This is a genomic window from Orientia tsutsugamushi str. Boryong, from assembly GCF_000063545.1.
GTDB classification, from domain to species: domain Bacteria; phylum Pseudomonadota; class Alphaproteobacteria; order Rickettsiales; family Rickettsiaceae; genus Orientia; species Orientia tsutsugamushi_C.
The window spans coordinates 189,817-213,521 of sequence record NC_009488.1 but is presented as its reverse complement, the minus strand read 5'-3'; the positions used below and the strand labels follow the sequence as shown (position 1 = coordinate 213,521).

Sequence of the window (23,705 nt, the reverse complement as noted above, 5' to 3'; positions counted from 1 at the left end):
AATATATCAAAAATTGTTTTGCTATATTATTGAAGTTATTCTATTCTAGATTATTACTTGCTCGCATGAGCTAGGTAGTGAAATATAATTTTAACCAATTGTTTTATTTATGAATATGATTATGGGTACTAACAAGGGAGGTTTTTATTATTAAAACTTTGTGTCATGTGCTTAGTAATATTGCGTTAGGAATTCCTGTTACTTTGCAATATGCTTTTAGTGCTGTTTGTTTTGGGTTTGTTATTGCTGTTTTATTAACAGTTAGCAGAATGTCTAAATATAAGCTATTAAAATTTGGAGCTAATATTTATATATCAGTTTTTCGTGGTACTCCATTAATAATACAGTTATATGTAATATATTTTTCCTTTAAGTTAAGCAATGTATTTTATGCAGGCGTATTAGTGTTTTCATTAAATTCTGGTGCTTATGTTGCAGAAATTATTAAGTCTGGAATTAATTCAGTGGATAAATGGCAAATTGAAGCTGCATTAGCTCTTAATATACCTTATTTTTATATTATGAAAGATATTGTTTTACCGCAAGCTCTTAGAAAAATTATTCCTTCATTAGTTAATGAAGTTATTAATCTTCTTAAAGAATCATCTATTATTTCAGTATTAGGGGGTATGGATTTAATGGGTAGAGCTAAAATTTTATCTCAAGCTACATATGATTTCTTTACTCCTATGATTAGTGTTGCATTATGTTATTATATTTTAGTATTAATTTTAAGTTTTTTGGCTCAGTTGTTAGAAAAAAAGTTAAAGTTGAAATATGACTAGTGTAATAAAATTAAAAGATGTTTCAAAAAAGTTTGATAAGTTTTCAGCTCTTTATAAGGTTAATTTTGAACTTTTTAAAAATGAGGCTGCTATTATTTTAGGTCCATCTGGAAGCGGTAAGTCGACGATATTAAGGTGTATTTGTCAATTGGAAAGTATTAGTAGTGGTGAGATTTTTATTAATGGGCAACAAATTAACCAATCAAATAAAAATGAATTATTGTCTAGAGTTGGTATTGTGTTTCAGCATTGTAACTTGTTTCCTCATTTTACGGTTCTTAAAAACTTAATTTATGCTGCACAAATAGTTTTTAAAATGTCTGCACAAAATGCAATAATGAAAGCTGATGAATTGTTACTGTCATTTGGTCTAGAAAGCAAAAAAAATGATATGCCTTCTAAACTTTCAGGAGGGCAAAAACAAAGAGTGGCGATTTGTAGAGCGCTAATGATGAATCCAGAGGTTATGTTATTTGATGAGCCGACTTCAGCTCTTGATCCAGAGTCGGTTATGGAGGTAGTTAATACTATTGCTAAGTTAAAACATAGTATGACTATTGTAGTTGTAACTCATAATATTGCATTTGCTAAAGTTATTGCTGATAGAATAATTTTTATGGATAAGGGGCAGGTTTTGGCATGTCAGCTTGCACAAGATTTTTTTAAGAATCCAAAGTCGCATCGTGCAAGGTTATTTCTTGAAAATTTGCGAAATTTTTGTTGATGAGTTTTAATTATGTTTGAGCCTAAGCAAGGTGTATGAGGTTTTGGTAAAGTGTTTAGAATTGCTAAGCAGATAGTTAGTACTAATACTACAAAGTAGTTGATTATTTATCAGTGATAGTTTTTAAACATAGTATACTGTTATTTAGATTTTTTTTATTATAAATTTTGTTAATTGAGTTGAAAGATGATGAGGCATAATTTTTGTTCTACTCGACCATGGTTAAAGGTTACTAATGTATTTGATGATTTTATAAACCATGGTGGTGGAGTTGTGCTATTAATTAAGATACAAAACTATAATAATTTGCTATTGATAGCAGCAAATAAAAGGTTAAAGCAAATATTTCAGAAGTTTAAACTAATTTTATCAACTATATGTAAAGTGTATGTAAGTAAACACTATGTGTTTCAGTGGGACTATTATTTCATCATTGTTTTTCCTAAAATTGATAAGAGTAAAGTTTCAACTATAGCATATGATATTTATTATAAATCACAAATGGTTACTTTTGACAAGGATAAATTGTTTTTAAAATGTAAAATATCAAGTATAAAATTTCCAGAATATGGTACTAAGTTGTTATTATTGATAAAATATTTAAAGAGTTACTTGGAGGATAGTAGTTTTTTAGGTTACTATTCAGAATTTAATTTTTTAGAATTTACAACAGGGCTGAAGAAAGAATTTGAGGCATTGGCTCTATTTAAAGAGGCTCAAATGAGTGAAAAATTGTTATTTGCTTATCAGCCGATAGTGGAGTCTAGAACTGGAAAAATATTATATTATGAGTGTTTATTGAGAATTCTAGATGCTGCCAATAAGTTAACTTCTGCTGAGCCGTTTATCTTGTTGGCAGAAAAGACTGGTTTTATTAATGTTATTGATAAGATGGTTTTGCAGCTTGCTATTAAAGAGTTAAGTTCTGTTCCAGATTTAACACTTGCTGTTAACATCTCCAATATAGGAGTATTAGATTCTACTTTGATAGCAATGGCTGATGAATTGCTATCATTGTACCCAGTAGCAGATAGATTAACTATAGAAATTACTGAAACTGCTTTTAATAATGATGTAATTAAAACTATAGAATTTATTGAAGTAATGCATAATAAAGGTTGTCAAGTTGCAATTGATGATTTTGGAGCAGGGTTTTCTTCATTTAAGCACTTGCAGATGTTGCAAGTAGATATAATTAAGATTGGTGGTTGCTTTATACGAGATATTAATGATAATTATTATAATAAATCTATAGTTAAAACCTTAGTAGAAACAGCAGCAGGACGTGGAATAGAAACCGTAGCTGAATTTGTTGAAAATGGACAGATTGCAAAAATTTTAATGGATATTAATGTGAATTATATGCAAGGTAACTTCTTTGCTCCCGCGATGCATTATAAGCCTTGGAATAGTGGATAATAACTTCTATGTATATATTAAAATGGTGAGCCTGCCGGGATTCGAACCCGGGACACCTTGATTAAAAGTCAAGTGCTCTACCAGCTGAGCTACAGGCTCGCATAGCTTAAATGGAATTCACTTATGTTTTGATATCGAATTATTTAAAACTATTTAATAAACTTTATTGTAATACTAAAAACAGTATACAGTAAACTTTATGAGCTTTAATGGAAAATGAAATAAATTTTGTATAGTGTCAAGATTTATTAATAAAAATTGTTGTATGTCAAAGATAGAATTGATATTATTGCATCTATTATAGGTCTTAAGTTTTACTTAACTTGTCCACTAAGAAAATTATACAAAGTAAACAGTAGATAGCATTATAATAATTTCTAAATATTGAAAAGTGATTATAATAAATATTAGATTTTGATTTTTTAGCTGTAATATTATGTTTCTATAATTTAAAATTGTTTAAAAATGAATAATGCTGGTATAAAAGATTTGTTTGTTAAGTTATCGATAGGTATATATTTATTGCTTGTATTGCTAACTTTAGCATCTTGGCGTTCAGATAGTGATTTTGAGCTGTGTAAATTGGTAATAAAAGATCATAAATTTGAGCCTAGCGAAATACATGTACATGCTAATAAGAGCATAAAATTAATCATAGAAAATCTTGATGACTCTGTTGAAGAGTTCGAAAGCGGAGATTTAAAGAGAGAAAAAATTATTCCTGCTCATAGTACAGTAAAAATAATATTGCCGCCTCTTAAGCAAGGTAGTTATAAGTTTTTCGGAGAATTTAATGAAGAAACTGCTCAAGGAGTAATTATTGTAGAGTGAAACAAGTAAATCAAACAACGCATAAGTTATGGCTAAAGTATCAGTAATAGTTTTTCGAGAAATGCTAGAGATTGCAATTTTTATTGGTATTATTAGCGTTGCTACTAGAAGTATAATAAATTCTCGGAATTATATTATTTTAGGAATTGTCATTGGTAGTATTATATCTATATTAGTTGCTTTGATTTTTGCTAAAATATCGCTTATGTTTGATGGGTTAGGAGCGGAATTTTTTTCTCTTGCCATAATTTTCATAGCTATAGCTATGGTTGCATATACAATTGTTAGGGTGATGAACTATAATAATGAACTAAAACAGCGATTTAGTGATTTGCAAAATGGTATTCAAGTTGGAATTAAATCAAAATTGGCGATATCATTAATGGTTGCTGCTACTGTTGTGCGTGAAGGGGTTGAAATAGTGCTTTTTCTTGGTGGTATTATTGCAACTGATAAGATGGTATGTATTACTAATTATTTAATAGGTGGTATGATGGGTGGTATAAGCGCAGTATTAATAGGATATGGTTTATATAATGGTTTGATAATTATTGCGCCAAAATATTTGTTTAAAGTATCTCTTGGAGTATTAATTTTTATAGCAGCTGCTATGTCCTCGGACGCGGCTGCTATTATGACATCATCTGGCATAATTACAAGCTGTTCAGAAGTTTTATGGGATTCTTCATGGTTAGTATTAGATGACAGTTTTTTCGGTAAGTTTTTAAAAGTATTAATTGGATATACTGCTACTCCAAATACATTACAAGTTATATTTTATATTTCAACTTTGTTAGGGTTATATATGCTGCATTATTGCTGTTCAATGGATAATCTAAATCAATTTCAAAAAAAGTGGAAAAATAAAAAATGTTAAAGATTTTATTAGAATCTGGTCCTGTTATAGTTTTTTTTGTAACTTATAACATTGGTAGTGATATGAGTATGGCAACTTTATGTATTATGGTGTCAACATGTATATCGCTGCTTATTAGCTATATTATTTATAAACAAGTTTCATTGCCGCTATTAATTTCAGGAGGTGTGTTGCTTGTTTCAGGTATAATTTCGATATGGTTAAATGATTTTAAATATATTAAAATGAAGCCAACAATATTATATATAATATTGGCATTAATATTATATATTGGCTACTTAAAAAAGTTGCCTTTACTAAAGCCAGTATTCTCACAATTATTTCAAATGGATGATCGGCATTGGTTAACTTTTTCACTGCGATCTGCTTTCTATCTTATTTTTATGGCTGTAATAAATGAAGTTACATGGCGTTGTTATTCTGAGGCCTTTTGGGTTGCCTTTAAGGTATTTGGAGTTTTTCCTTTGACAGTGTTGTTTTTCTTGACGCAATTGCCGTTTTTGCTAAAGCATCAAAAGAAAATTGATTAAGATAACTTCATAAGGTGTTTCTTAAGAAGCAAGAATATAGTAAGGTGAAGGAAGAGTATAAAAGCTAAAAGCGTAAAAGATTATTGTAATGCATAAAGATTCTAATATAATAGAGGAATTAATATTTTCTTTTGCTCAGTTGCCTGGATTAGGTAACCGCTCTGCTAGGAGGATAGTGCTTTATTTAATGCAAGATAAGGAAGTTAGGATTAAAAATCTTAATAATCAATTAACTTCTGTGTTAAATAATATTATGGAATGTGATTATTGTGGAAATTTAGATGTAGTTTCTATTTGTAATATTTGCAGACATTCTGAGCGTGATTCATCAATCATAGCTATAGTTGAGTCTGTAGCAGATCTTTGGGCTTTAGAACGTAGTAAGGTTTTTAAAGGTTGGTATCATGTTTTAGGGAAAACATTATCTGCTGTTAGCGGTAACGATGCTATTAATAGCCTAAAGTTACCTAAGTTATTGAATCGTATTCGTGAGTATAAAGTACAAGAAATAATTTTAGCTACTAACTCAACAATAGATGGGCAAATGACTGCTTTTTTTGTTATTGATTATTTGAAAGATGAAAATTTAAAAATCTCAAAATTGGCTTCCGGAATTCCGTTAGGTGGTGAGTTAGATTATTTAGATGAAGGTACTTTGTTGGCAGCATTTAAGGCTAGGCAATCTCATGATTTATTATGATTTTAAATGATTTTTTAGTTGATATTTTTAGGCATGTTTGGGAAAGATTGTTGATTTCTAGATTAAGAAAATCACAAAATATATAGAATAGGTTTAAGTATTATGGTAATTACTTTATGAAGCTAAAATGCAGTTTTATGGTTTATTTACGTACTAGCTTGTTTTTTATAATGATATCCATTGTTAGTGTTGTATTTTTGCCTGTTATGTTTGTTGTGCTATTATGTTCAAGAAATAACTATAAGGTGAAGTATTTTATAGCTAAGTTATATGTGAAGGTTTTTATTAATCTTTTAAAAATAATTTGTAGGCTAAATTTTCAAGTTAGGTATGATGCTAAGTTGCCATTAGGGCCAGCAGTAGTATTATCTAATCATCAATCTTTTTGGGAGAATGCGGTAGTATTACTGTTGTTTCCTATGCAAAGTTGGGTAGTGAAGCGTGAGTTATTCAATATTCCAGTATTTGGTTGGGGATTAAGATTAATGGATCCAGTTCATGTTAATAGAAATGATTTTTGGTCTGTAAGAAAAATTTTAACTATTGGGCAGCAAAAGATTAAAGATGGCTTATGGATGATAATGTTCCCTGAGTCAGCACGAGTGCCGATAGATGTAGATAAAAAATTTAAGCCTAGTGGTGTGAAATTAGCTAGTTTATCTAAAGTGCCTATTGTATTGATGACCCATAATGCTGGAGTGTTCTGGCCTGCTAGGAGTTTGTTAATTAAGCCAGGAATAATAAAGATTATACTAGGGCCTGTTATTGAATATAAAGATTATAAGATGCTTGCTATTCGAGAGTTGAATAATTTAGTTGAATCTTTAATTGTTGAGAGAAAAAAACTTTTGTTAAAGAATGTGATAACTAATAGTCAATAAAAGAATTAGTTGAAGAATTATATGTTAATTAATGTAATATAAAATTAATTCTTGCAATTATAGCAAATATTTAGTATTTGTATTTAGTAGTTAAGTTTAAGTTTTTCTAAGATAATATAAGTTTAATAGAAAAATTATTTACAATGGAGTAATTATAAATTATAAAAGATTATGGCAGTAGCATTTAATAGAGATAAGCCGCATTGTAATATAGGGACAATAGGGCATGTTGATCATGGAAAAACATCACTAGCAACAGCAATAACTATAGTATCGTCAGAGTTAAGTGATGGTGCTGTAAAGGTGAAGAATTATGATGAAATTGATTCTGCGCCAGAAGAAAGAGCTAGAGGTATTACAATACAGACTGCTCATGTAGAGTTTATAAGTAAGAAGAGACATTATGCGCTTGTAGATTGTCCTGGGCATGTTGATTATATTAAAAATATGATCACTGGAGCATCTCAAACTGATGGCTTGATATTAGTTGTATCTGGTGTTGATGGTGTTATGCCTCAAACAAGGGAGCATGTGTTATTGGCAAAGCAAGTTGGGGTGCCAAGTATTATAGTTTGTATAAATAAGATAGATCAAGCTGATCCGGAATTGTTAGAATTAATTGAAATGGAAGTAAGGGAATTGTTAACGAAATACGATTTTCCAGGTGATACTGTTCCTATAATTAGATGTTCAGCTTTAAAAGCGATAAATGGTGATTCTGATGCTAAGAAGGGTATATTAGAATTAATGGACGCCATAGATGATTACATACCGCAGCCTACTAGAGTTTTAGACCAGCCGTTTTTAATGCCGATAGAGGATGTGTTCTCGATATTAGGTCGTGGTACAGTAGTTACAGGAAGAATTGAGAGAGGGGTTATTAAAGTTGGTGATGAAGTAGAAATAGTCGGATTGCGTAGTACTCAGAAGACAATATGTACTGGTGTTGAGATGTTTAAGAAAGAGTTAGATCAAGGTCAGGCTGGAGATAATGTAGGTATATTATTACGTGGAATAAAGCGTGAGGATGTAGAAAGAGGGCAGGTTTTAGCTAAGCCTGGTACTATTACTCCACATTGCAGTTTTGAAGCTGAGGTTTATGTTTTAACAAAAGAAGAAGGTGGTAGGCATACTCCGTTTTTTCAAAATTATAGGCCTCAGTTTTATTGTAGAACAACAGATGTTACTGGTGAGATAGCGTTATTATCTGGAAAAGAGATGGTGATGCCTGGGGATCATGCTACATTAAGTGTTAATTTAGTAGCGCCTATTGCTATGGATCAAGGATTGTCTTTTGCTATTCGTGAAGGAGGTAAAACTATTGGTGCTGGCAAAGTTTCTAAAATTATAAAATAAGTAAGGCAGAGATTGATTTTATTGTTGCATAATGTTAACTATATTTTCTCACCAAAAAGGTTATAGGATTTGGCTCTATTTCTTGGTGTTATTATATAATTTTATTTAATTAGGAGTGTAGCTCAATGGTAGAGCACCGGTCTCCAAAACCGGGTGTTGCGGGTTCAAGTCCTGTCTCTCCTGCCACTTCTATATAAAATAGAGTTCAATGAGTGTAATATAGTGTAATATTCAAGTTAAGGTATTTTTTTGAAAGAGATGTTGAAAGTAAAAAGAATGATTGAGTTTTGTAAACAGGTAAAAAGTGAAGCTATGAGAGTAGTATGGGTTGATATTAGAGAAGTTTGGATGTCAGTATTAGTTGTCTTAGTAGCTGTAGGTTTATTTAGTATACTGTGTGTAATGCTTGATTATGGTATCTATAATATTGTACAACTATTGCTAAATATAGGGAAGTAAATTATAGCTACTATAAAAGTATTATTGGATAAGGTAAAAATTGTGGCATATCAATGGTATATAATTCGTACATCTGGTTCAGAGAGTAGCATTAAGCAAACTATTTTAGAAAAAGCTGCTAAGAAAGGTATTGCTCATTGTTTTGAAGAGATAATTATACCTGGTATACAAGTAGTGAAAATGAAAAGAGGAAAAGCTATTAATGTTAATAAGAAGACAATGCCAGGTTATATCTTAATTAAAATGGATATGATTGATCAGGTAAAAGATTTTATGCAAAAAGTAGTAAAGCTGAATCGTTTTCCAGGGAATGAAAGTAAGATAGTCCAAGTTACTGAAAAAGAAGTACAAGAGATGATGGTTCAATTAGAAAATAAAGCTCAAGATCCTTCCTTTTTAGAGAAATATCAAATTGGAGAGGAAGTAAGAGTTAATGATGGTCCTTTTGAAACTTTTGTTGGCAGAATTGAAGAAGTTGATTATGCAAAAAAGATTTTAAAACTTTCAATAAGTATATTTCAGCGTTCTACTGAGTTAACTGTTGATTTTTCTCAAGTGGAAAAGTTGAAAAATGATTAAATTTTAAAAATATATTTTGTTAATTTAGGCTAAATAAAGATGAAAAAGAAGGTAACTAGTAAGGCTATAGGTTTAATAAAGCTTATTATACCAGCAGGTAAAGCCAATCCTTCTCCACCTATAGGTCCAGCTTTAGGGCAAAGAGGGTTGAATATTATGGAGTTTTGTAAAGCTTTTAATGCTAGTACTCAATCAATGGAGTCTGGTATTCCAGTTCCTGTAGAAATTACTGCTTATGAAAATAAAAGTTTTACTTTTGTTATTAAGATTCCTCCAGTATCTTATTATTTAAAGCAATATGCTAATATTGATAAAGGTTCTGCTGCTCCTAAGAAAGATCCTTATGTTGCTAAGATTACCGTATCTCAATGTGAAGAAATTGCAAAAATAAAAATGAATGACCTCAATGCTAATGATTTAGCAGCTGCAACTAAGATTATCAAAGGGTCTGCTGAATCAATGGGTTTGGAAATAGTTGAGAGCTAAGAAATGTTAAATATAAATAATAAAATAGCTAAAGGTGGCTATGTTTATAGCAAGAATATTAGACTTGCTAAGTCAAAGATTGATAAGCAAAAGTGCTATGATGTGCGTGAAGCATGTTCAATTATTAAAGAAATATCGTTTGCAAAATTTAATGAAACTGTTGACATTGCAATTAAACTTGGGGTTAATCCTAGTCATTCTAGTCAAGTAGTGCGTGGTGTAGCTGCTATGCCATCTGGCACTGGGAAAACAGTAAAAGTTGCGGTAATTTGTCAAGAAGAGAAATTAGATGAGTTTAAAACAACTGGAGCTGATATAGTTGGGTCTCTTGATATTATTGAGGCAATTAAATCAGGAAATATTGATTACGATGTTTATATTACAACTCCAGCTATGATGGTCGCTGTTAGTCAAGTTGCTAGAATTTTAGGGCCAAAAGGGCTAATGCCTAATCCTAAATTAGGTACTGTTACCAATGATGTTGCTGCTGTTGTTAAAAAAGTTAAAAGCGGGCAAGTGGAATTCAAGGTTGATAAAGCTGGGAATATTCATGCTGGAATTGGAAAAATTTCATTTTCTATTGATGAAATAGAAGCTAATATTAACGCATTGGTTTCAGCGATAATAAAAAGTAAACCTTCTGAAGCAAAAGGAACTTATTTGAATGGGATATACTTATCTACAACTATGGGGCCTTCTGTAAGACTTGAAATTTCTAATTTTACTGAAAGCGGTAATGAAAGGAGATAGTTAATGTTGTATTCTAAAAAAAAGGAGTTTGTTAAGTTTTTAGAGGGAATATATAAAAATGCTAATACAATTGTTGCTATCCATTATCATGGATTAACTGTAGCTCAGTTAACACAAATACGTAAAGATTTGCGTGTATCTGGTGCTAGGTTAAAAATTGTTAAAAATACTCTTGCAAAAATTGCAGTAGCTAATTTGAAGATAAAGCAAGCTGATATTTTTTCTGGGCCGATAGCTATAGCTTACTCTGAGGATTATATTACTGTTCCTAAAGTTATTTTAAGATTTGCTGATCAGTATCCTAGTTTAAAGGTAGTGGGTGGCTTTGTTGATCAGAAAGTTGCTACAATGAATGATATAGAGCAATTAGCTAGTTTAGCTACATCTGAATCACATAAAGGTAATTTTTTAAGTTTGTTACAAATACCAATAAGAAGATTTGCAACAGTTTCGCATGCTCCATTGGTAAAATTAGTAACTATATTGAAAAATTATGTAAATAATAAGTCTTAATGTTTATCAAGGTAAAAAATTATGTCAAAAACTATGTCTGAAAATGTAAAGAAAGCTGTTGATGTGTTATCAACTTTTTCTGTGATTGAATTATTAGAATTAACCAAAGTTCTTGAAGAAGAGTGGGGAGTGTCTTCTATTCCAAGTAATATTCCAGTAGCTACTGCTATGGCTCCTGTTCAGGAATCTGAAGAAGAAAAAAATGAGTTTGATGTTATACTTGCAACAGTTCCGGAAAAAAAGGTTGATGTTATTAAGATAGTAAAGAATATTACTGGGCTTGCATTAAAAGAAGCTAAGGAAATGGTGGAAAGTGCTCCGAAAGTTATAAAAGCATCTATTAGTAAAGCAGAAGCTGAAGATATTAAGTCGCAGTTAGAAAATGTTGGAGCTAAAGTGGAGTTAAAATAGGTTATTTTAGTTAAATATGTATGTGAAATATAAGTTAAAATAATAATTGTTTATATATTTAGGTTTATTTATATCGCTATGTTACCTAGTTTTTAATTTTATTTTAGAAGCTGATAGTATAACTCTATCTTTATAATCGATGTTTTGCTTTAAGTTGTGTTGTTGTTTTTGGGCTTGTTACATGCAGTATAAAATTTTGGTATGAGATTGATATATAACAGAAAGTGCAGGATGTAGAATTAGTTTTAAATCTTTAGTTGTATAAATGAAATCTAGGCTTATACTTTATAGCTATTTAGGAAAATAATATTATATATGCAATACTTATTATCTAAGAAACGTATTAGAAAAAATTTTGGTAAAATAAATTTGGTGTCTTCGATACCTAATCTTATTGAAGTGCAAAAAAATTCTTATAATAAAGAATTTTTGCAGCTAGGAGTGCCTGTAGATTGCCGTGAAAACAAGGGATTGCAAGGGGTATTAAATTCTATTTTTCCTATTCATGATTTAGATGGAAGTGCAATATTAGAGTTTGTAAGGTATGATTTTGATGAGCCTAAATATGATGTTGAGGAATGTATTCAAAGGGGGCTGAGTTATACTGCTGCTTTAAAAATTACTTTAAGTCTTATTGTATTAGATGATAGTGATAAAAGCGATCCTAAAGAAATCAAGGGTATAAAAGAGCAAGCAGTTTATTTTGGAGATATTCCATTAATGACTGCTAATGGTACTTTTGTTATTAATGGTACTGAGAGAGTAGTAGTATCACAGATGCATAGATCTCCAGGAGTTTTCTTTGATCACGATGATGGAAAAACACATTCTACTGGTAAATTAATATATTCAGCAAGAGTTATTCCTTATCGTGGTTCATGGTTAGATTTTGAATTTGATGCTAAAGATTTATTATATTTTAGAATTGATCGTAAACGAAAGCTTTATGTTACCACTTTGCTTATGGCTTTAGGTATGTCATCACATGACATACTAAATTTTTATTATGAATCTGCAACTTATAAAAAATATAAAAAAAGTGAGAATGGGTGGATTGTTGACTTTTTACCTGAATTAGTTAGTACTAAGCATTTAGCTTATGATTTAATTGATGCGCAGACTGGTAAGGTATTATTAAATGCAGGTCAAAAGATTACGTTTAGGATAGCAAAAATGCTTGCTGATAAAGGAGTCAAGCAAATCTTAGTTAAGAATGATAGTTTGGTTGGGAAATTGTTAGCTGAAGATTTAGTTAATAATCAAACTGGTGAAGTATTATTAGGTGTAGGAGAAGAAATTACTAATGATATCTTAACAATAGTAAATGATTTGCAAATTACGACTGTTAAGGTTTTAGCAGTAGGTGGGCAATGTGGTCCATATGTGCGTAATACTTTGTTTCTAGATAAAAATAAGGATCAAAAATCATCATTGGTGGAGATATTTCGAGTATTGAAGCCTGGTGAAATGGCTACAACTGCAGCTAGTCGTGGATTACTTGATAGTTTACTGTTTGATAATAATAGATATGATCTTTCTGAAGTTGGAAGAATTAAGATTAACTCTAGGTTAAATCTGGATATAGACTTAAAAAATACCTGTATAACTGTAGAGGATATAAAAAAGATAATTAAGCTCTTGGTTGATATCAAAGATGGTAAAGCTTTAGTAGATGATATTGATCATTTAGGTAATCGTAGAGTTAGGTCAGTAGGTGAGTTAGTTGAAAACCAATTTAGAACTGGGTTGGTTAGAATTGCAAAATTTATTGTAGAGAGAATAGGCAGTGTTGAGATTGATGCTGTTGTGCCTAACGATTTAGTTAATGCTAAATTATTGACATCTGTAATAAAAGAATTTTTTGGGACTTCTCAATTATCTCAGTTTATGGATCAGACAAATGCTTTATCGCAGATAACTCATATAAGAAGATTATCTGCGCTTGGCCCAGGTGGATTGAATCGTGATAGAGCTGCTTTAGAAGTTAGGGATGTACATCCAACTCATTATGGTCGTATTTGTCCGATTGAAACTCCAGAAGGTCAAAATATTGGATTAATTAATTCTTTAGCTATTTTTGCTAAAATTAATAGGTATGGATTTATAGAAAGTCCTTATCGCAGGGTTATCAATAGGCGTGTTACAGATGAAGTAGTATATCTTTCTGCGCTTGAGGAAGGAAGATATAAAATAGCTCAAGCTGATACTTCTTTATGTACTAATGACTGTCTTATTGATGGATTAGTTAGTTGTCGCTATGATGGTAATTTTGTTATGGTACTTGCTCAAGAAGTAGATTTTATTGATTTAACTCCTATGCAAGTTGTATCAGTTGCTGCTTCTATGATCCCATTTCTAGAAAATGATGATGCTAATCGTGCGTTGATGGGAGCTAATATGCAAAGGCAGGCTGTGCCATTGTTAAAGAGTCAAGCTCCTTTAGTTGGGACTGGAATTGAATCTGTTGTTGCTCATGATTCTGGGACAGTTGTTGCTGCTTTACATGATGGAATTGTGGAACAAGTAGATTCGACTAGAATAGTTGTTAAAACTTCAGTTAAAAAGGATGCTGGAGCTCCTGGTGTTGATATATATAATCTTAAAAAATTTCAGAGATCAAACTATAATACTTGTATTAATCAAAAGGTATTAGTAAATGTTGGAGACATAGTAAAAAAAGGTGATGTTATTGCTGATGGTGTAGCTACTAATAAAGGAGAGATAGCTTTAGGGCGTAATGTTTTAGTAGCATTTATTGCCTGGAATGGGTATACTTTTGAGGATTCTATATTAGTTTCTGAAAGAATTGTTAAAGAGGATATATACACATCAATTCATATTGAAGAGTTAGAGCTTGTTGCTAGAGATACGCGTTTAGGTCCTGAAGAAATTACTAGAGATATTCCTAATGTTAATGACGAAAGTTTGCGTCATTTAGATGAGGTTGGTATTGTAAATATTGGAGCTAAAGTACGAACTGGTGATATTTTAGTTGGCAAGGTAACACCAAAAAGTGAGTCACCAGTGACTCCAGAGGAGAAGTTATTAAGAGCTATATTTGGTGAAAAAGCTTCTGAAGTAAAGGATTCATCACTGTATGTTCCTCCTGGAATTACTGGAACTGTAATTGATGTACGAGTTTTTTCACGTCGTGGTATAGACAAAGATGAGAGAACTTTAGCAATTGAGAAGCAAAAGATTAGAAAATTAGTCAAAGATTATGAGGATGAGTTAGCAGTTATTCAACATTTTACTATTGTTAGGGTAAAGGAGCTATTAGTAGGGCAAGTGGCTGCTTGTAGTTTAGATAGCATTATAATTGGAGATAAGCTTGATGAAGCTATGCTGAATAAGTTAACTAACGAGCAATTATTGAAATTGAAAGCAGATAATAGCAGTATCATGGATGAGATTTCAGAAATCAAGTGTCATTATGAAACTACTCGTGCTCAATTAACGAGTCAGCTTAATAGTAAAATAGAGAAAATTCAATGTGGTGATGATTTACCTCAAGGAGCTTTAAGGGTTGTTAAAGTTTTCATTGCTATTAAGCATAGGTTACAGCCTGGAGATAAGATGGCCGGGCGGCATGGTAATAAAGGTGTAGTTTCTAAAGTAGTGCCTGAGGAAGATATGCCATTTCTTGAAGATGGTACTGTTGTTGATATAGTATTAAATCCGTTGGGGTTACCTGCTAGAATGAATGTTGGACAAATCTTAGAGACTCATTTAGGTTGGGCTGGAGTGAATTTAGGACGGAAGATTGGAAAGATGGTTGATGATTATTATTCTGGTAATAATCAATGTACTGATGAAATTAGAAAATTTGTAAAAAAGATATATGCAAATAATAGTATTGCTGATACTATTGATCAAGTAAATGATCAACAATTAATTGAGATATGTCAAGAGTTGCGTCAAGGAATATATTTTTCGACTCCAGTATTTGATGGAGCAAAAATTGCAGATATAAAGCAAATGCTTGAGTTAGCTGATGTAGATAAGTCTGGACAAGTGAGGCTTATTGATGGTAGGACTGGAGAATATTTTGATAGAAGATGTACTGTAGGTTATCAATATTTATTGAAGTTGCATCATTTGGTTGATGAAAAAATACATGCTCGTTCTATTGGACCATATAGTCTCGTAACACAGCAACCTTTAGGAGGTAAATCTCACTTTGGAGGGCAAAGATTTGGAGAAATGGAGTGTTGGGCACTAGAAGCATATGGTGCGGCTTATACACTTCAGGAGCTTTTGACAACTAAATCTGATTCTGTAGAAGGTAGAATTAAAATGTATCAAGCAATAATACGTGGTAATAATAATTTTGTGTCTGGTGTTCCTGAATCGTTAAATGTTATGATTAAAGAATTAAGGTCTCTATGTCTCAATATTCAGTTAGAGGAGAATGATGAAGAAGATGAGAATGAGGATGAAAATTATTAATTTTATTTTTTAGAGTAATATTTGTTATGGAGTTATTTACTTAAAGCTCTATAAAAATTCATTAGTTCAGTGAATTAAAAAAAGTTTAAGGTTATTTTTTGGGGAAAGTATTGTTATGGTCGATATTACTGATTTTTTTAAAAAGACTAACAAAGCTGATAGTTCACAAGCATTTAATCAGGTTAGGATTAATATTGCAAGTCCTGAGCAGATACGTTCATGGTCTTATGGAGAAGTAACAAAACCAGAAACAATTAATTATCGTACATTTAAACCTGAAAAAGATGGTTTGTTTTGTGCAAAAATTTTTGGGCCAGTTAAAGATTATGAATGTTTATGTGGCAAGTACAAACGGATGAAATATCGAGGTATTGTTTGTGAGAAATGCGGGGTAGAGGTTACGACTTCAAAAGTCAGACGAGAGAGAATGGGGCATATCGAATTAGCTAGCCCAATTGCTCATATTTGGTTTGTGAGGTCATTACCTTCGCGTATAAGTATTTTATTAGATATGAATCTTAAGGATTTAGAGAGGGTAATATATTTTGAAGCTTATATAGTTATGGATCCTGGGTTATCTCCTTTACATAAAGGTGATTTATTAACTGAGGAAATGCTTCAGCAAGCACAGAATGAATATGGTGAAGATAATTTTATAGTTGGTATAGGAGCTGAAGCTATACGTACTTTGTTAGCTGAATTGGATTTGAAAAGTTTACGGAATGCATTGCAAGAAGAAGTTAATAATGTTATTAATTCTGACTTTAAAAGAAAAAAGATTCTTAGACGATTAAAGCTTATTGAAGATTTTATAGGTTCTGGTAATAAACCAGAGTGGATGATAGTTACTGTATTGCCTATTATTCCACCTGAACTTAGGCCGCTTGTGATGCTAGATGCTGGGCGATTTGCATCTTCAGATTTAAATGAGCTTTATAGAAGATTGATTAACCGTAATAATCGATTAAAATATTTGAAAAAAGAAGAAGATGGAGTCCCTGGTATTGTTTTGCGTAATGAGCAAAGGATGGTTCAGTTATCAGCAGATACTTTATTTGATAATGGTAAACGTGGTAAAGCTGTTAAAAATAGTAATAAGCGTCCTTTTAAGTCTTTAAGTGATATGCTTAAAGGTAAACAAGGGCGTTTTAGGCAAAATTTACTTGGTAAAAGAGTAGATTACTCTGGCCGTTCTGTGATAGTAGTTGGACCAGAGTTAAAATTACATCAATGTGGCTTGCCTAAACAAATGGCTCTGGAGCTCTTTAAGCCATTTGTTTATGCTGAGCTTGAGCGTTGTGGCATTGCTACTACTATTAAGGCAGCTAAGCGAATAGTTGAGTTAGGAACTCCAGATGTCTGGAATGCGTTAGCAAAGGTAATTAAACACCACCCGGTACTGTTAAATCGTGCGCCTACGTTGCATTGCTTGAGTATACAAGCATTTGAACCTGTATTAATTGAAGATAAAGCAATACAGTTACATCCTTTAGTTTGTACAGCCTTTAACGCTGATTTTGATGGTGACCAGATGGCAGTGCATGTTCCTCTTTCTACTGAAGCACAGTTAGAAGCTAGAGTATTGATGATGTCAACCAATAATATTCTTAGTCCAGCTAATGGAAGGCCGATTATTGTTCCTGATAAAGATATAGTGCTAGGCCTTTATTATTTAACTTTATCTATTGATGGTGAAATTGGAGAAGGCAGATTATTTGGTAGCATGGCAGAAATACATCATGCTCTGTTTAATAAAGTTGTGAGTTTACATAGTAAGATAAAATTTAGAAAACATATTATTAATGCTGATGGAGATAAGGTTATGGCTTTAGTTAATACTACTCCAGGAAGATTAATGTTAGGTGAGTTATTACCTGATGGTGATAATATAAGTTTTGATGTAGTTAATAAAGTAATGACTAAAAAAGGCATCTCAGCGATTGTTGATATGGTATATCGTTACTATGGTCAAAAGGCTACTGTTGTTTTTGCTGACAAGCTTATGAAATTAGGATTTAAGTATGCTTGTATTTCAGGTATTTCATTTGGTATGGATGACATGATAGTTCCTGAAACTAAATCTAAACATGTCAATGATACTTTACTTGAGGTTCAGGAATTTGAGCGGCAATACTCTGAAGGGTTAATTACTTCTGGTGAAAAATATAATAAAGTGATTGATGCATGGTCAAGATATACTGACAGAGTAGCGAATGATATGATGAAAGGTATTGCTGCTGGAGACCAAACTTCTGTTGGATTAACTAATCAGGAAAGATTAAATTCAATTTTTATGATGGCAGACTCTGAAGCTAGATCTTCTGTTACTCAAATTAAACAGTTAATAGGGAGTAAAGGATTAATAGCTAAGGCGTCAGGAGAAATTATTGATAGACCTATCTTGTCTAATTTTTGTGAAGGATTGACAGTTTTTGAATGTTTTATTGGAATTCCAGGAACACGTAAAGGTTTAGCTGATACTGCTGTAAAGACAAAAGTTTCAGGCCATTTATCTCGTAAGTTAAGCGAATCTGCTCATGGTTATTTTGTTAAAAGAGAGGACTGCGGTACTACAAATGGACTTATCATTACTGCTGTTGTTGAAGGAGGAGTAATTGTAGTTACTTTAGCAGAGCAAGTTTTAGGTAGAGTGGCAGTTAGTAATGTTTATTGTCCGATTACAAAGGTGTTAATATTGCAACAAGGAGAGATGATAGATGAGTATAAGGTTGAGTTAATTAATACAGCAGGAATTAACTCTATTAAGGTACGTTCTGTTCTTACTTGCGAACTGCAAGAAGGAGTATGCGCTAAATGTTATGGTCGTGATTTATCTACTGGTAAGTTAGTTGCTATAGGAACAGCAGTAGGTATTGTTGCGGCTCAATCTATTGGTGAGCCTGGAACTCAGTTAACTATGAGAACGTTCCATATTGGTGGTGCAGCTACTAGAGGAGTTGAAGCTTCATCTTTTGAGGCAATAGTTGATGGTAGAGTTAAGATTATAAATCCAAATTTTGTAGTAAACTCTAATAACAAGTCTGTTATTATGAGTAGATCATGTGAGGTAATATTGGCTGATAATGTAGGTCAAGAAATAACAAGATATAAAGCTCAATATGGTTCTATACTACTCGTGACTGATGGACAAGAAGTTACTAAAGGTACATCTTTAGTTGCATGGGACCCATATGCAATGCCTATTGTTACTGAAAAATCTGGTTATGTTATGTTTAAAGATATGATTGATGGAGTTTCAGTTAAGGATATAATAGATGAGTCTACTGGTATTGTTAATAGAGTAATTATTGAGCCTAAACAGGGTAGAGGTGAGGTTGTTTTAAGACCTAGAATTTGCTTATTAGATCAGAATAAGCAGCCTCTTACTTTATCAAATGGATTAGAAGCTGAGTACTTCTTACCAGTGAATTCAATATTGAGTGTTGAAGAAGGAGCAAATGTGAGTGCTGGGGATATTTTAGCTCGTATTCCTCGAGAGTTTGCTGGTACTAAAGATATTACTGGTGGTTTACCAAGAGTAATAGAATTATTTGAAGCTCGTAAACCTAAAAACCATGCAGTTATAGCTGAGATAGATGGTTGTGTAAAATTTGGAAAGGATTATAAGTCTAAGCGTCGCTTAATACTACAGCCTAATGATGAGTGTCAGGAGCCTATTGAATACATTTTACCTAAAGGTCGTCATGTAACAGTCAATGAAGGGGATGTTGTTAAAAAAGGCGATATGTTGATTGAAGGAAGCCCAGTATTACAAGATATTTTAAAAGTTATGGGTGTTGAAGCATTAGGATTATATATAATCAATGAAATTCAAGCAGTTTATAGACTTCAAGGAGTTAAAATTGATAATAAGCATATTGAAGTTATTATTACCAGAATGCTGCAAAAAGTTGAAATTACTGACTCAGGAGATAGTAATTTTGTTATTGAAGAAAAAGTAAATAAACGCGAAGTAATTAATACTAATAAAAAATTAAAAGTAAAAGGATTAAGGGAAGCTCAATATCGTCCAATATTACAGGGTATTACTAAAGCATCATTACAAACTCAATCGTTTATATCTGCTGCTTCATTTCAGGAAACTACACGAGTTCTTACTGAAGCTGCTATTGCTGGTAAAGTAGATAAGCTTGAAGGATTAAAGGAAAATGTCATTGTAGGACAAACAATACCAGCTGGTACAGGGTTTTATATTAATGAAATTAAAAAGATAGCACGGCAACGTGATAAAGAAATTATTGCGGCTAAGGATGCAGAATTACAGGAAAATAATACTGAAGCATAAATTTAACTTAAGTCTAAAACTAAAATTTTTTCTATTGTTAAAGGAATTGTTATTTAAGCTAAATGTAGCTGAGGTTGCTTATTCGATCTATTGTTAAATTAAATATATAATTTGAAGTTATTATTTATAATTTAGAGATGTTGACATTTGTAATTATAATCTATAAGTATTATAATCATATCTTTTAGTTCTTATATACAAAATTGATGAAATGTATTTTTATGTTATTTAGCATCTAAAATCATTTTAAGTATTAAAATATAACTAATAATTTAATATGCATAAATACAGAACACATACATGCGGGGAGCTTAGTTTAGCCCACGTTGGCCTGCAAGTTAAGTTATCAGGATGGTTGTATAGAAGGCGTGATCATGGTGGGTTATTGTTTATCGATTTAAGAGATCATTATGGTATTATTCAACTTGTATTCAATGATGATTGTTCTGCTGTCCAAGCAGAAATTAGTAAAATAAAATTTGAAACTGTGATTACTGTGGAAGGAGCTGTTGTTGCTAGAAGTAATGAAACTATTAACAAGAATATTAGTACTGGCGATGTTGAAGTAGTAGTAAGCAGTTATGTTGTTGAGTCATTTGCTGAAGAGTTACCTTTACAAATTAATGGTGAATATGAAGCTCCAGAAGAAACTAGGTTAAAGTACCGCTTTCTTGACCTGCGTGGAGCAAGATTACATCAGAATATTGTCTTAAGGTCAAAAGTGATTCAAGAGCTAAGAAATCAGATGCTTAGTAATGGTTTTATTGAATTTCAAACACCTATACTTACAGCAAGCTCTCCTGAAGGAGCTCGAGATTTTTTGGTACCAAGTAGATTGCATCCTGGTAAATTTTATGCTTTACCACAAGCTCCTCAACAGTTTAAGCAGTTAATAATGATGTCAGGATTTGATAAATATTTTCAAATTGCTCCGTGTTTTAGGGATGAGGATGCAAGAGCTGATCGATCTCCAGGAGAGTTTTATCAATTAGATATTGAAATGGCTTTTGTTACTCAAGAAGATGTTTTTGGGCTTGTTGAACCAGTTCTTTACAATACATTTAAAAAATTTTCCAATTACTCTATTACTAATATACCATTTCCACGTATTACTTATGATGAGTCAATGCTAAGGTATGGTTCAGATAAGCCAGATTTACGTAATCCTATTCAGATTAGTGATGTAACTGATATTTTTCAATGCTCTGAGTTTACTACCTTAAAAGATAGTATTAATTGTGGTGCTGTTGTAAGAGCAATTCCAGCACCAATGTCAGCTAATAAGCCTCGCAGCTTTTTTGATAAAATGATTGAATACGCTAAACATCTTGGGGCTAGTGGGCTAGCTTACATTCAGTTTACTAATGATGGTGTTAAGGGATCTATAGCTAAATTTTTTGATGAAGCATTATTAGCTCGAATTAAAAAACTGGTTAAATGCCAGGATGGAGATGCAATATTTTTTATTTGTGATAAAGAAAATGATGCTACTAAAGTTGCAGCTAAAATTAGAGCTAAAGTAGGAGAAGAGTTAAACATAATAAAAACAGATTGTTATAAATTTTGTTGGGTTATTGATTTTCCTTTTTACCAGTTAGATTCTGAAATAAATAAAATAACATTTAGTCATAATCCTTTTTCGATGCCACAAGGAGGAATAGAAGCTTTCAATAAAGCTAAAACTGTTGAGGATTTACTTAGTATTAAAGCGTTTCAATATGATATAGTATGTAATGGGGTTGAGTTATCTAGTGGAGCTATTAGAAATCATAAGCCAGATTTAATGTATAAGGCATTTGCTATAGTTGGTTATTCAAAGGATGAGGTTGATAAGCAATTTGGAGCAATGATTAGGGCTTTTTGCTATGGAGCTCCACCTCATGGTGGTATTGCTCCTGGAATTGATCGAATACTAATGCTATTAACTAATTCTGTTAATATTCGTGAAGTAATTGCATTTCCAATGAATCAACAGGCTGAAGATTTATTAATGGGGTGTCCTGCAGCTGTAACTGACAAACAATTACATGAGTTACAGCTAAAGTTAATATCTAAAGAAAGAATTAAATAAATTATTTTAATAAAAGAATATAGATATGAAGATAATGAAAATAACAAAATTTTATATTTTATTAGTATTGATTTTACTACTAATACCAAGCGCTTCTTTTGCTAAAAGCAATAAAACTATGAGTAAGGATATTAGTAACTATCTAAAGAATATGAATATTAACGCTAGTTATTATATTGCTACTGATAAAAATAAAATTATTGCTCGAGGAGCAGTAGGGCATTTTGATTGCAGTACAAAACAACATAAAATAAAGTATGATGTTTTGATGCCAATTGCTTCTATTACTAAATCAATGACTGCAGTTGCTATTATGATTCTGTATGAGCAGGGGAAATTAAAGTTAGATGATTGTATTGCTAAGTACATACCTGAGAATTATTGGCTTAATGGCAAAATTCCTGCTTGGAGTAATACAGTAAGTATTCATCAGCTGCTGAGTCATACTAGCGGTATAGTGGATCCTAAAGGTATAAACAGTTCAGATGTTTCTAAAAAATTGTTTAGACCAGAAATGAGTGATATGGAAATTAAACAAATTATATTAAATTCCATTGTTGATCAGCAGTTACAATCTGTTAGGCAGTACCATTATTCTAATATAGGGTATTTTATTTTAGGGCTGATCATTGAAAATGTGAGTAAGCAAGAACTAAAAGATTTTTTTGCTGAAAATTTATTTAAACCGCTAAAAATGAATAGTACATACCTCTTAACTTTTCAAGAAGGATTTAAGATACAGATGCTAGGTAGTAAAAGAATTCCAGATACATGCGTGTTTCAGCGTAATATGAATCAGAAAGATGTATCATTAGTAAAATTGCAGAGTAGGATGCTTGCTGCTTTTTCGGCTGGAGGAGTTATATCTAATGTGTATGATCTCCATAAATGGAATTTAGCTTTACATAATATGCAAATTATTAGTAAAGATTCATATATAAAAATGACAACATCGCATGCTGTGATTAATGATACAGATGAAAATAAGTTATTTACAGAGTCATATTACGGGTATGGATTAAAAATTGGATTATTGGCTAATGGAAAGAAGGTTTATGGTCATAATGGTAATTATTGTGCAAGAAGTGAATTGTGGTATGTCCCATCTAAGTCAGTTAGTATTGCAATGCTAAGTAATGTCTTTATACCTAAATTATTAATTAATGATCCTGCTGCAGAGCAGTTTAATGTTCAATCATTATTGAATTATGTGATAACTAGACTCTATTGTTGTTAAAAGAAAAAACAAAGAAAAGCAATGCAACTAAATAGTTTTATCTAAGAATATTCTATTGGCTGGTTGCTACTTTTATAGTCATTTACAATGAAGTTTGTGTGTTGGTAAATCTTATGGTGAAAGCTATTATCGCTTTTTTCTATGCTCAAACCTCATTGTAAATGACTATAAATAGCGCAGCATAGCAATGTGCTTTAGTATTGCTATGCATTTTCTTATCTTTTTTTCCTTATATTGTGTGAATTTTTATACTGTTACTGGTTGCTCTAGTAAAACTCTACAGGACAAAGTTGGTTTTGTGTTTTTTTCTCTCTTTCTCAATTTTCAATTTTTTAAATAAA

Annotated in this window: 19 protein-coding genes and 2 tRNA genes; 20 read left to right on the top strand and 1 reads right to left on the bottom strand. The window is 31.6% G+C overall.

Annotated elements, in window-relative coordinates; all coding sequences use genetic code 11:
* Positions 1-158 precede the first annotated feature (158 nt).
* The 3 genes from OTBS_RS01055 to OTBS_RS01045 all read left to right on the top strand — a co-directional run bounded on the left by OTBS_RS01055 (position 159) and on the right by OTBS_RS01045 (position 2,928).
* Entirely contained in the window at positions 159-785 is a 627-nt protein-coding gene (locus tag OTBS_RS01055) for an amino acid ABC transporter permease (protein WP_011944347.1), read from the top strand.
* Positions 778-1,509 carry an amino acid ABC transporter ATP-binding protein gene (locus tag OTBS_RS01050; RefSeq protein ID WP_011944346.1) on the top strand — a complete coding sequence of 244 codons (732 nt, stop codon included), beginning with the start codon at positions 778-780 and terminating at the stop codon, positions 1,507-1,509. Before OTBS_RS01055 ends, OTBS_RS01050 begins: the two co-directional genes overlap by 8 nt.
* Positions 1,510-1,695: 186 nt before the next feature.
* Entirely contained in the window at positions 1,696-2,928 is a 1,233-nt protein-coding gene (locus tag OTBS_RS01045; RefSeq protein ID WP_011944345.1) for an EAL domain-containing protein, read from the top strand.
* Positions 2,929-2,951: 23 nt separating this feature from the next.
* Here the strand turns inward: OTBS_RS01045 and OTBS_RS01040 are convergent.
* Positions 2,952-3,027: transfer RNA gene (locus OTBS_RS01040), tRNA-Lys, on the bottom strand.
* Positions 3,028-3,417: 390 nt separating this feature from the next.
* Here OTBS_RS01040 and OTBS_RS01035 point away from each other — a divergent pair.
* The 17 genes from OTBS_RS01035 to OTBS_RS00955 all read left to right on the top strand — a co-directional run bounded on the left by OTBS_RS01035 (position 3,418) and on the right by OTBS_RS00955 (position 23,364).
* Entirely contained in the window at positions 3,418-3,759 is a 342-nt protein-coding gene (locus OTBS_RS01035; protein WP_232488836.1) for a cupredoxin domain-containing protein, read from the top strand.
* Positions 3,760-3,787: 28 nt separating this feature from the next.
* Positions 3,788-4,636, top strand: coding sequence for an FTR1 family protein (locus OTBS_RS01030; RefSeq protein ID WP_011944343.1), 849 nt, complete (start codon positions 3,788-3,790; stop codon positions 4,634-4,636).
* Positions 4,630-5,166: a septation protein A gene (locus OTBS_RS01025; protein ID WP_011944342.1), complete on the top strand. Its 537-nt coding sequence runs from the start codon at positions 4,630-4,632 to the stop codon at positions 5,164-5,166. The genes OTBS_RS01030 and OTBS_RS01025 overlap by 7 nt, the downstream gene beginning before the upstream one ends.
* Before the next feature lie 88 nt (positions 5,167-5,254).
* Positions 5,255-5,866, top strand: coding sequence for a recombination mediator RecR (gene recR / locus OTBS_RS01020; protein WP_011944341.1), 612 nt, complete (start codon positions 5,255-5,257; stop codon positions 5,864-5,866).
* Between the two features lie 272 nt (positions 5,867-6,138).
* Positions 6,139-6,747, top strand: coding sequence for a lysophospholipid acyltransferase family protein (locus OTBS_RS01015; RefSeq protein WP_232488835.1), 609 nt, complete (start codon positions 6,139-6,141; stop codon positions 6,745-6,747).
* Positions 6,748-6,918: 171 nt separating this feature from the next.
* The gene (gene tuf / locus OTBS_RS01010; protein WP_011944339.1) at positions 6,919-8,103 is read left to right on the top strand and encodes an elongation factor Tu; all 1,185 of its coding nucleotides are present in this window, start codon (positions 6,919-6,921) and stop codon (positions 8,101-8,103) included.
* Between the two features lie 111 nt (positions 8,104-8,214).
* A tRNA-Trp gene (locus OTBS_RS01005) sits at positions 8,215-8,289 on the top strand.
* 90 nt (positions 8,290-8,379) lie between these two features.
* Positions 8,380-8,562 carry a preprotein translocase subunit SecE gene (gene secE, locus OTBS_RS01000; protein ID WP_232488834.1) on the top strand — a complete coding sequence of 61 codons (183 nt, stop codon included), beginning with the start codon at positions 8,380-8,382 and terminating at the stop codon, positions 8,560-8,562.
* A gap of 24 nt (positions 8,563-8,586) precedes the next feature.
* A complete protein-coding gene (gene nusG / locus OTBS_RS00995; protein WP_011944337.1) occupies positions 8,587-9,141 on the top strand; it encodes a transcription termination/antitermination protein NusG in 555 nt (184 codons plus the stop codon).
* 39 nt (positions 9,142-9,180) lie between these two features.
* The gene (gene rplK / locus OTBS_RS00990) at positions 9,181-9,627 is read left to right on the top strand and encodes a 50S ribosomal protein L11 (protein ID WP_011944336.1); all 447 of its coding nucleotides are present in this window, start codon (positions 9,181-9,183) and stop codon (positions 9,625-9,627) included.
* 3 nt (positions 9,628-9,630) lie between these two features.
* Positions 9,631-10,377 carry a 50S ribosomal protein L1 gene (rplA, locus tag OTBS_RS00985; protein WP_011944335.1) on the top strand — a complete coding sequence of 249 codons (747 nt, stop codon included), beginning with the start codon at positions 9,631-9,633 and terminating at the stop codon, positions 10,375-10,377.
* 3 nt (positions 10,378-10,380) lie between these two features.
* Positions 10,381-10,890 carry a 50S ribosomal protein L10 gene (rplJ, locus tag OTBS_RS00980; protein ID WP_011944334.1) on the top strand — a complete coding sequence of 170 codons (510 nt, stop codon included), beginning with the start codon at positions 10,381-10,383 and terminating at the stop codon, positions 10,888-10,890.
* Positions 10,891-10,911: 21 nt separating this feature from the next.
* A complete protein-coding gene (gene rplL / locus OTBS_RS00975; protein WP_011944333.1) occupies positions 10,912-11,301 on the top strand; it encodes a 50S ribosomal protein L7/L12 in 390 nt (129 codons plus the stop codon).
* A gap of 315 nt (positions 11,302-11,616) precedes the next feature.
* Entirely contained in the window at positions 11,617-15,750 is a 4,134-nt protein-coding gene (gene rpoB, locus OTBS_RS00970; RefSeq protein WP_011944332.1) for a DNA-directed RNA polymerase subunit beta, read from the top strand.
* A 115-nt stretch (positions 15,751-15,865) separates the two neighbouring features.
* Complete coding sequence (gene rpoC, locus OTBS_RS00965) at positions 15,866-20,056, top strand: DNA-directed RNA polymerase subunit beta' (RefSeq protein WP_011944331.1); 4,191 nt, start codon at positions 15,866-15,868, stop codon at positions 20,054-20,056.
* A 277-nt stretch (positions 20,057-20,333) separates the two neighbouring features.
* Positions 20,334-22,127 carry an aspartate--tRNA ligase gene (gene aspS / locus OTBS_RS00960; protein ID WP_011944330.1) on the top strand — a complete coding sequence of 598 codons (1,794 nt, stop codon included), beginning with the start codon at positions 20,334-20,336 and terminating at the stop codon, positions 22,125-22,127.
* Between the two features lie 34 nt (positions 22,128-22,161).
* Positions 22,162-23,364: a serine hydrolase domain-containing protein gene (locus OTBS_RS00955; protein WP_232488833.1), complete on the top strand. Its 1,203-nt coding sequence runs from the start codon at positions 22,162-22,164 to the stop codon at positions 23,362-23,364.
* Positions 23,365-23,705: the final 341 nt, after the last annotated feature.

Bases quoted from the DNA above. Each gene is read 5' to 3' on its own strand.
- OTBS_RS01050 (WP_011944346.1), top strand. From the start codon at position 778: ATGACTAGTGTAATAAAATTAAAAGATGTTTCAAAAAAGTTTGATAAG.
- OTBS_RS01045 (WP_011944345.1), top strand. From the start codon at position 1,696: ATGATGAGGCATAATTTTTGTTCTACTCGACCATGGTTAAAGGTTACT.
- OTBS_RS01030 (WP_011944343.1), top strand. From the start codon at position 3,788: ATGGCTAAAGTATCAGTAATAGTTTTTCGAGAAATGCTAGAGATTGCA.
- OTBS_RS01025 (WP_011944342.1), top strand. From the start codon at position 4,630: ATGTTAAAGATTTTATTAGAATCTGGTCCTGTTATAGTTTTTTTTGTA.
- recR (WP_011944341.1), top strand. From the start codon at position 5,255: ATGCATAAAGATTCTAATATAATAGAGGAATTAATATTTTCTTTTGCT.
- tuf (WP_011944339.1), top strand. From the start codon at position 6,919: ATGGCAGTAGCATTTAATAGAGATAAGCCGCATTGTAATATAGGGACA.
- secE (WP_232488834.1), top strand. From the start codon at position 8,380: ATGATTGAGTTTTGTAAACAGGTAAAAAGTGAAGCTATGAGAGTAGTA.
- rplK (WP_011944336.1), top strand. From the start codon at position 9,181: ATGAAAAAGAAGGTAACTAGTAAGGCTATAGGTTTAATAAAGCTTATT.
- rplA (WP_011944335.1), top strand. From the start codon at position 9,631: ATGTTAAATATAAATAATAAAATAGCTAAAGGTGGCTATGTTTATAGC.
- rplJ (WP_011944334.1), top strand. From the start codon at position 10,381: ATGTTGTATTCTAAAAAAAAGGAGTTTGTTAAGTTTTTAGAGGGAATA.
- rplL (WP_011944333.1), top strand. From the start codon at position 10,912: ATGTCAAAAACTATGTCTGAAAATGTAAAGAAAGCTGTTGATGTGTTA.
- rpoB (WP_011944332.1), top strand. From the start codon at position 11,617: ATGCAATACTTATTATCTAAGAAACGTATTAGAAAAAATTTTGGTAAA.
- rpoC (WP_011944331.1), top strand. From the start codon at position 15,866: ATGGTCGATATTACTGATTTTTTTAAAAAGACTAACAAAGCTGATAGT.
- aspS (WP_011944330.1), top strand. From the start codon at position 20,334: ATGCATAAATACAGAACACATACATGCGGGGAGCTTAGTTTAGCCCAC.
- OTBS_RS00955 (WP_232488833.1), top strand. From the start codon at position 22,162: ATGAAAATAACAAAATTTTATATTTTATTAGTATTGATTTTACTACTA.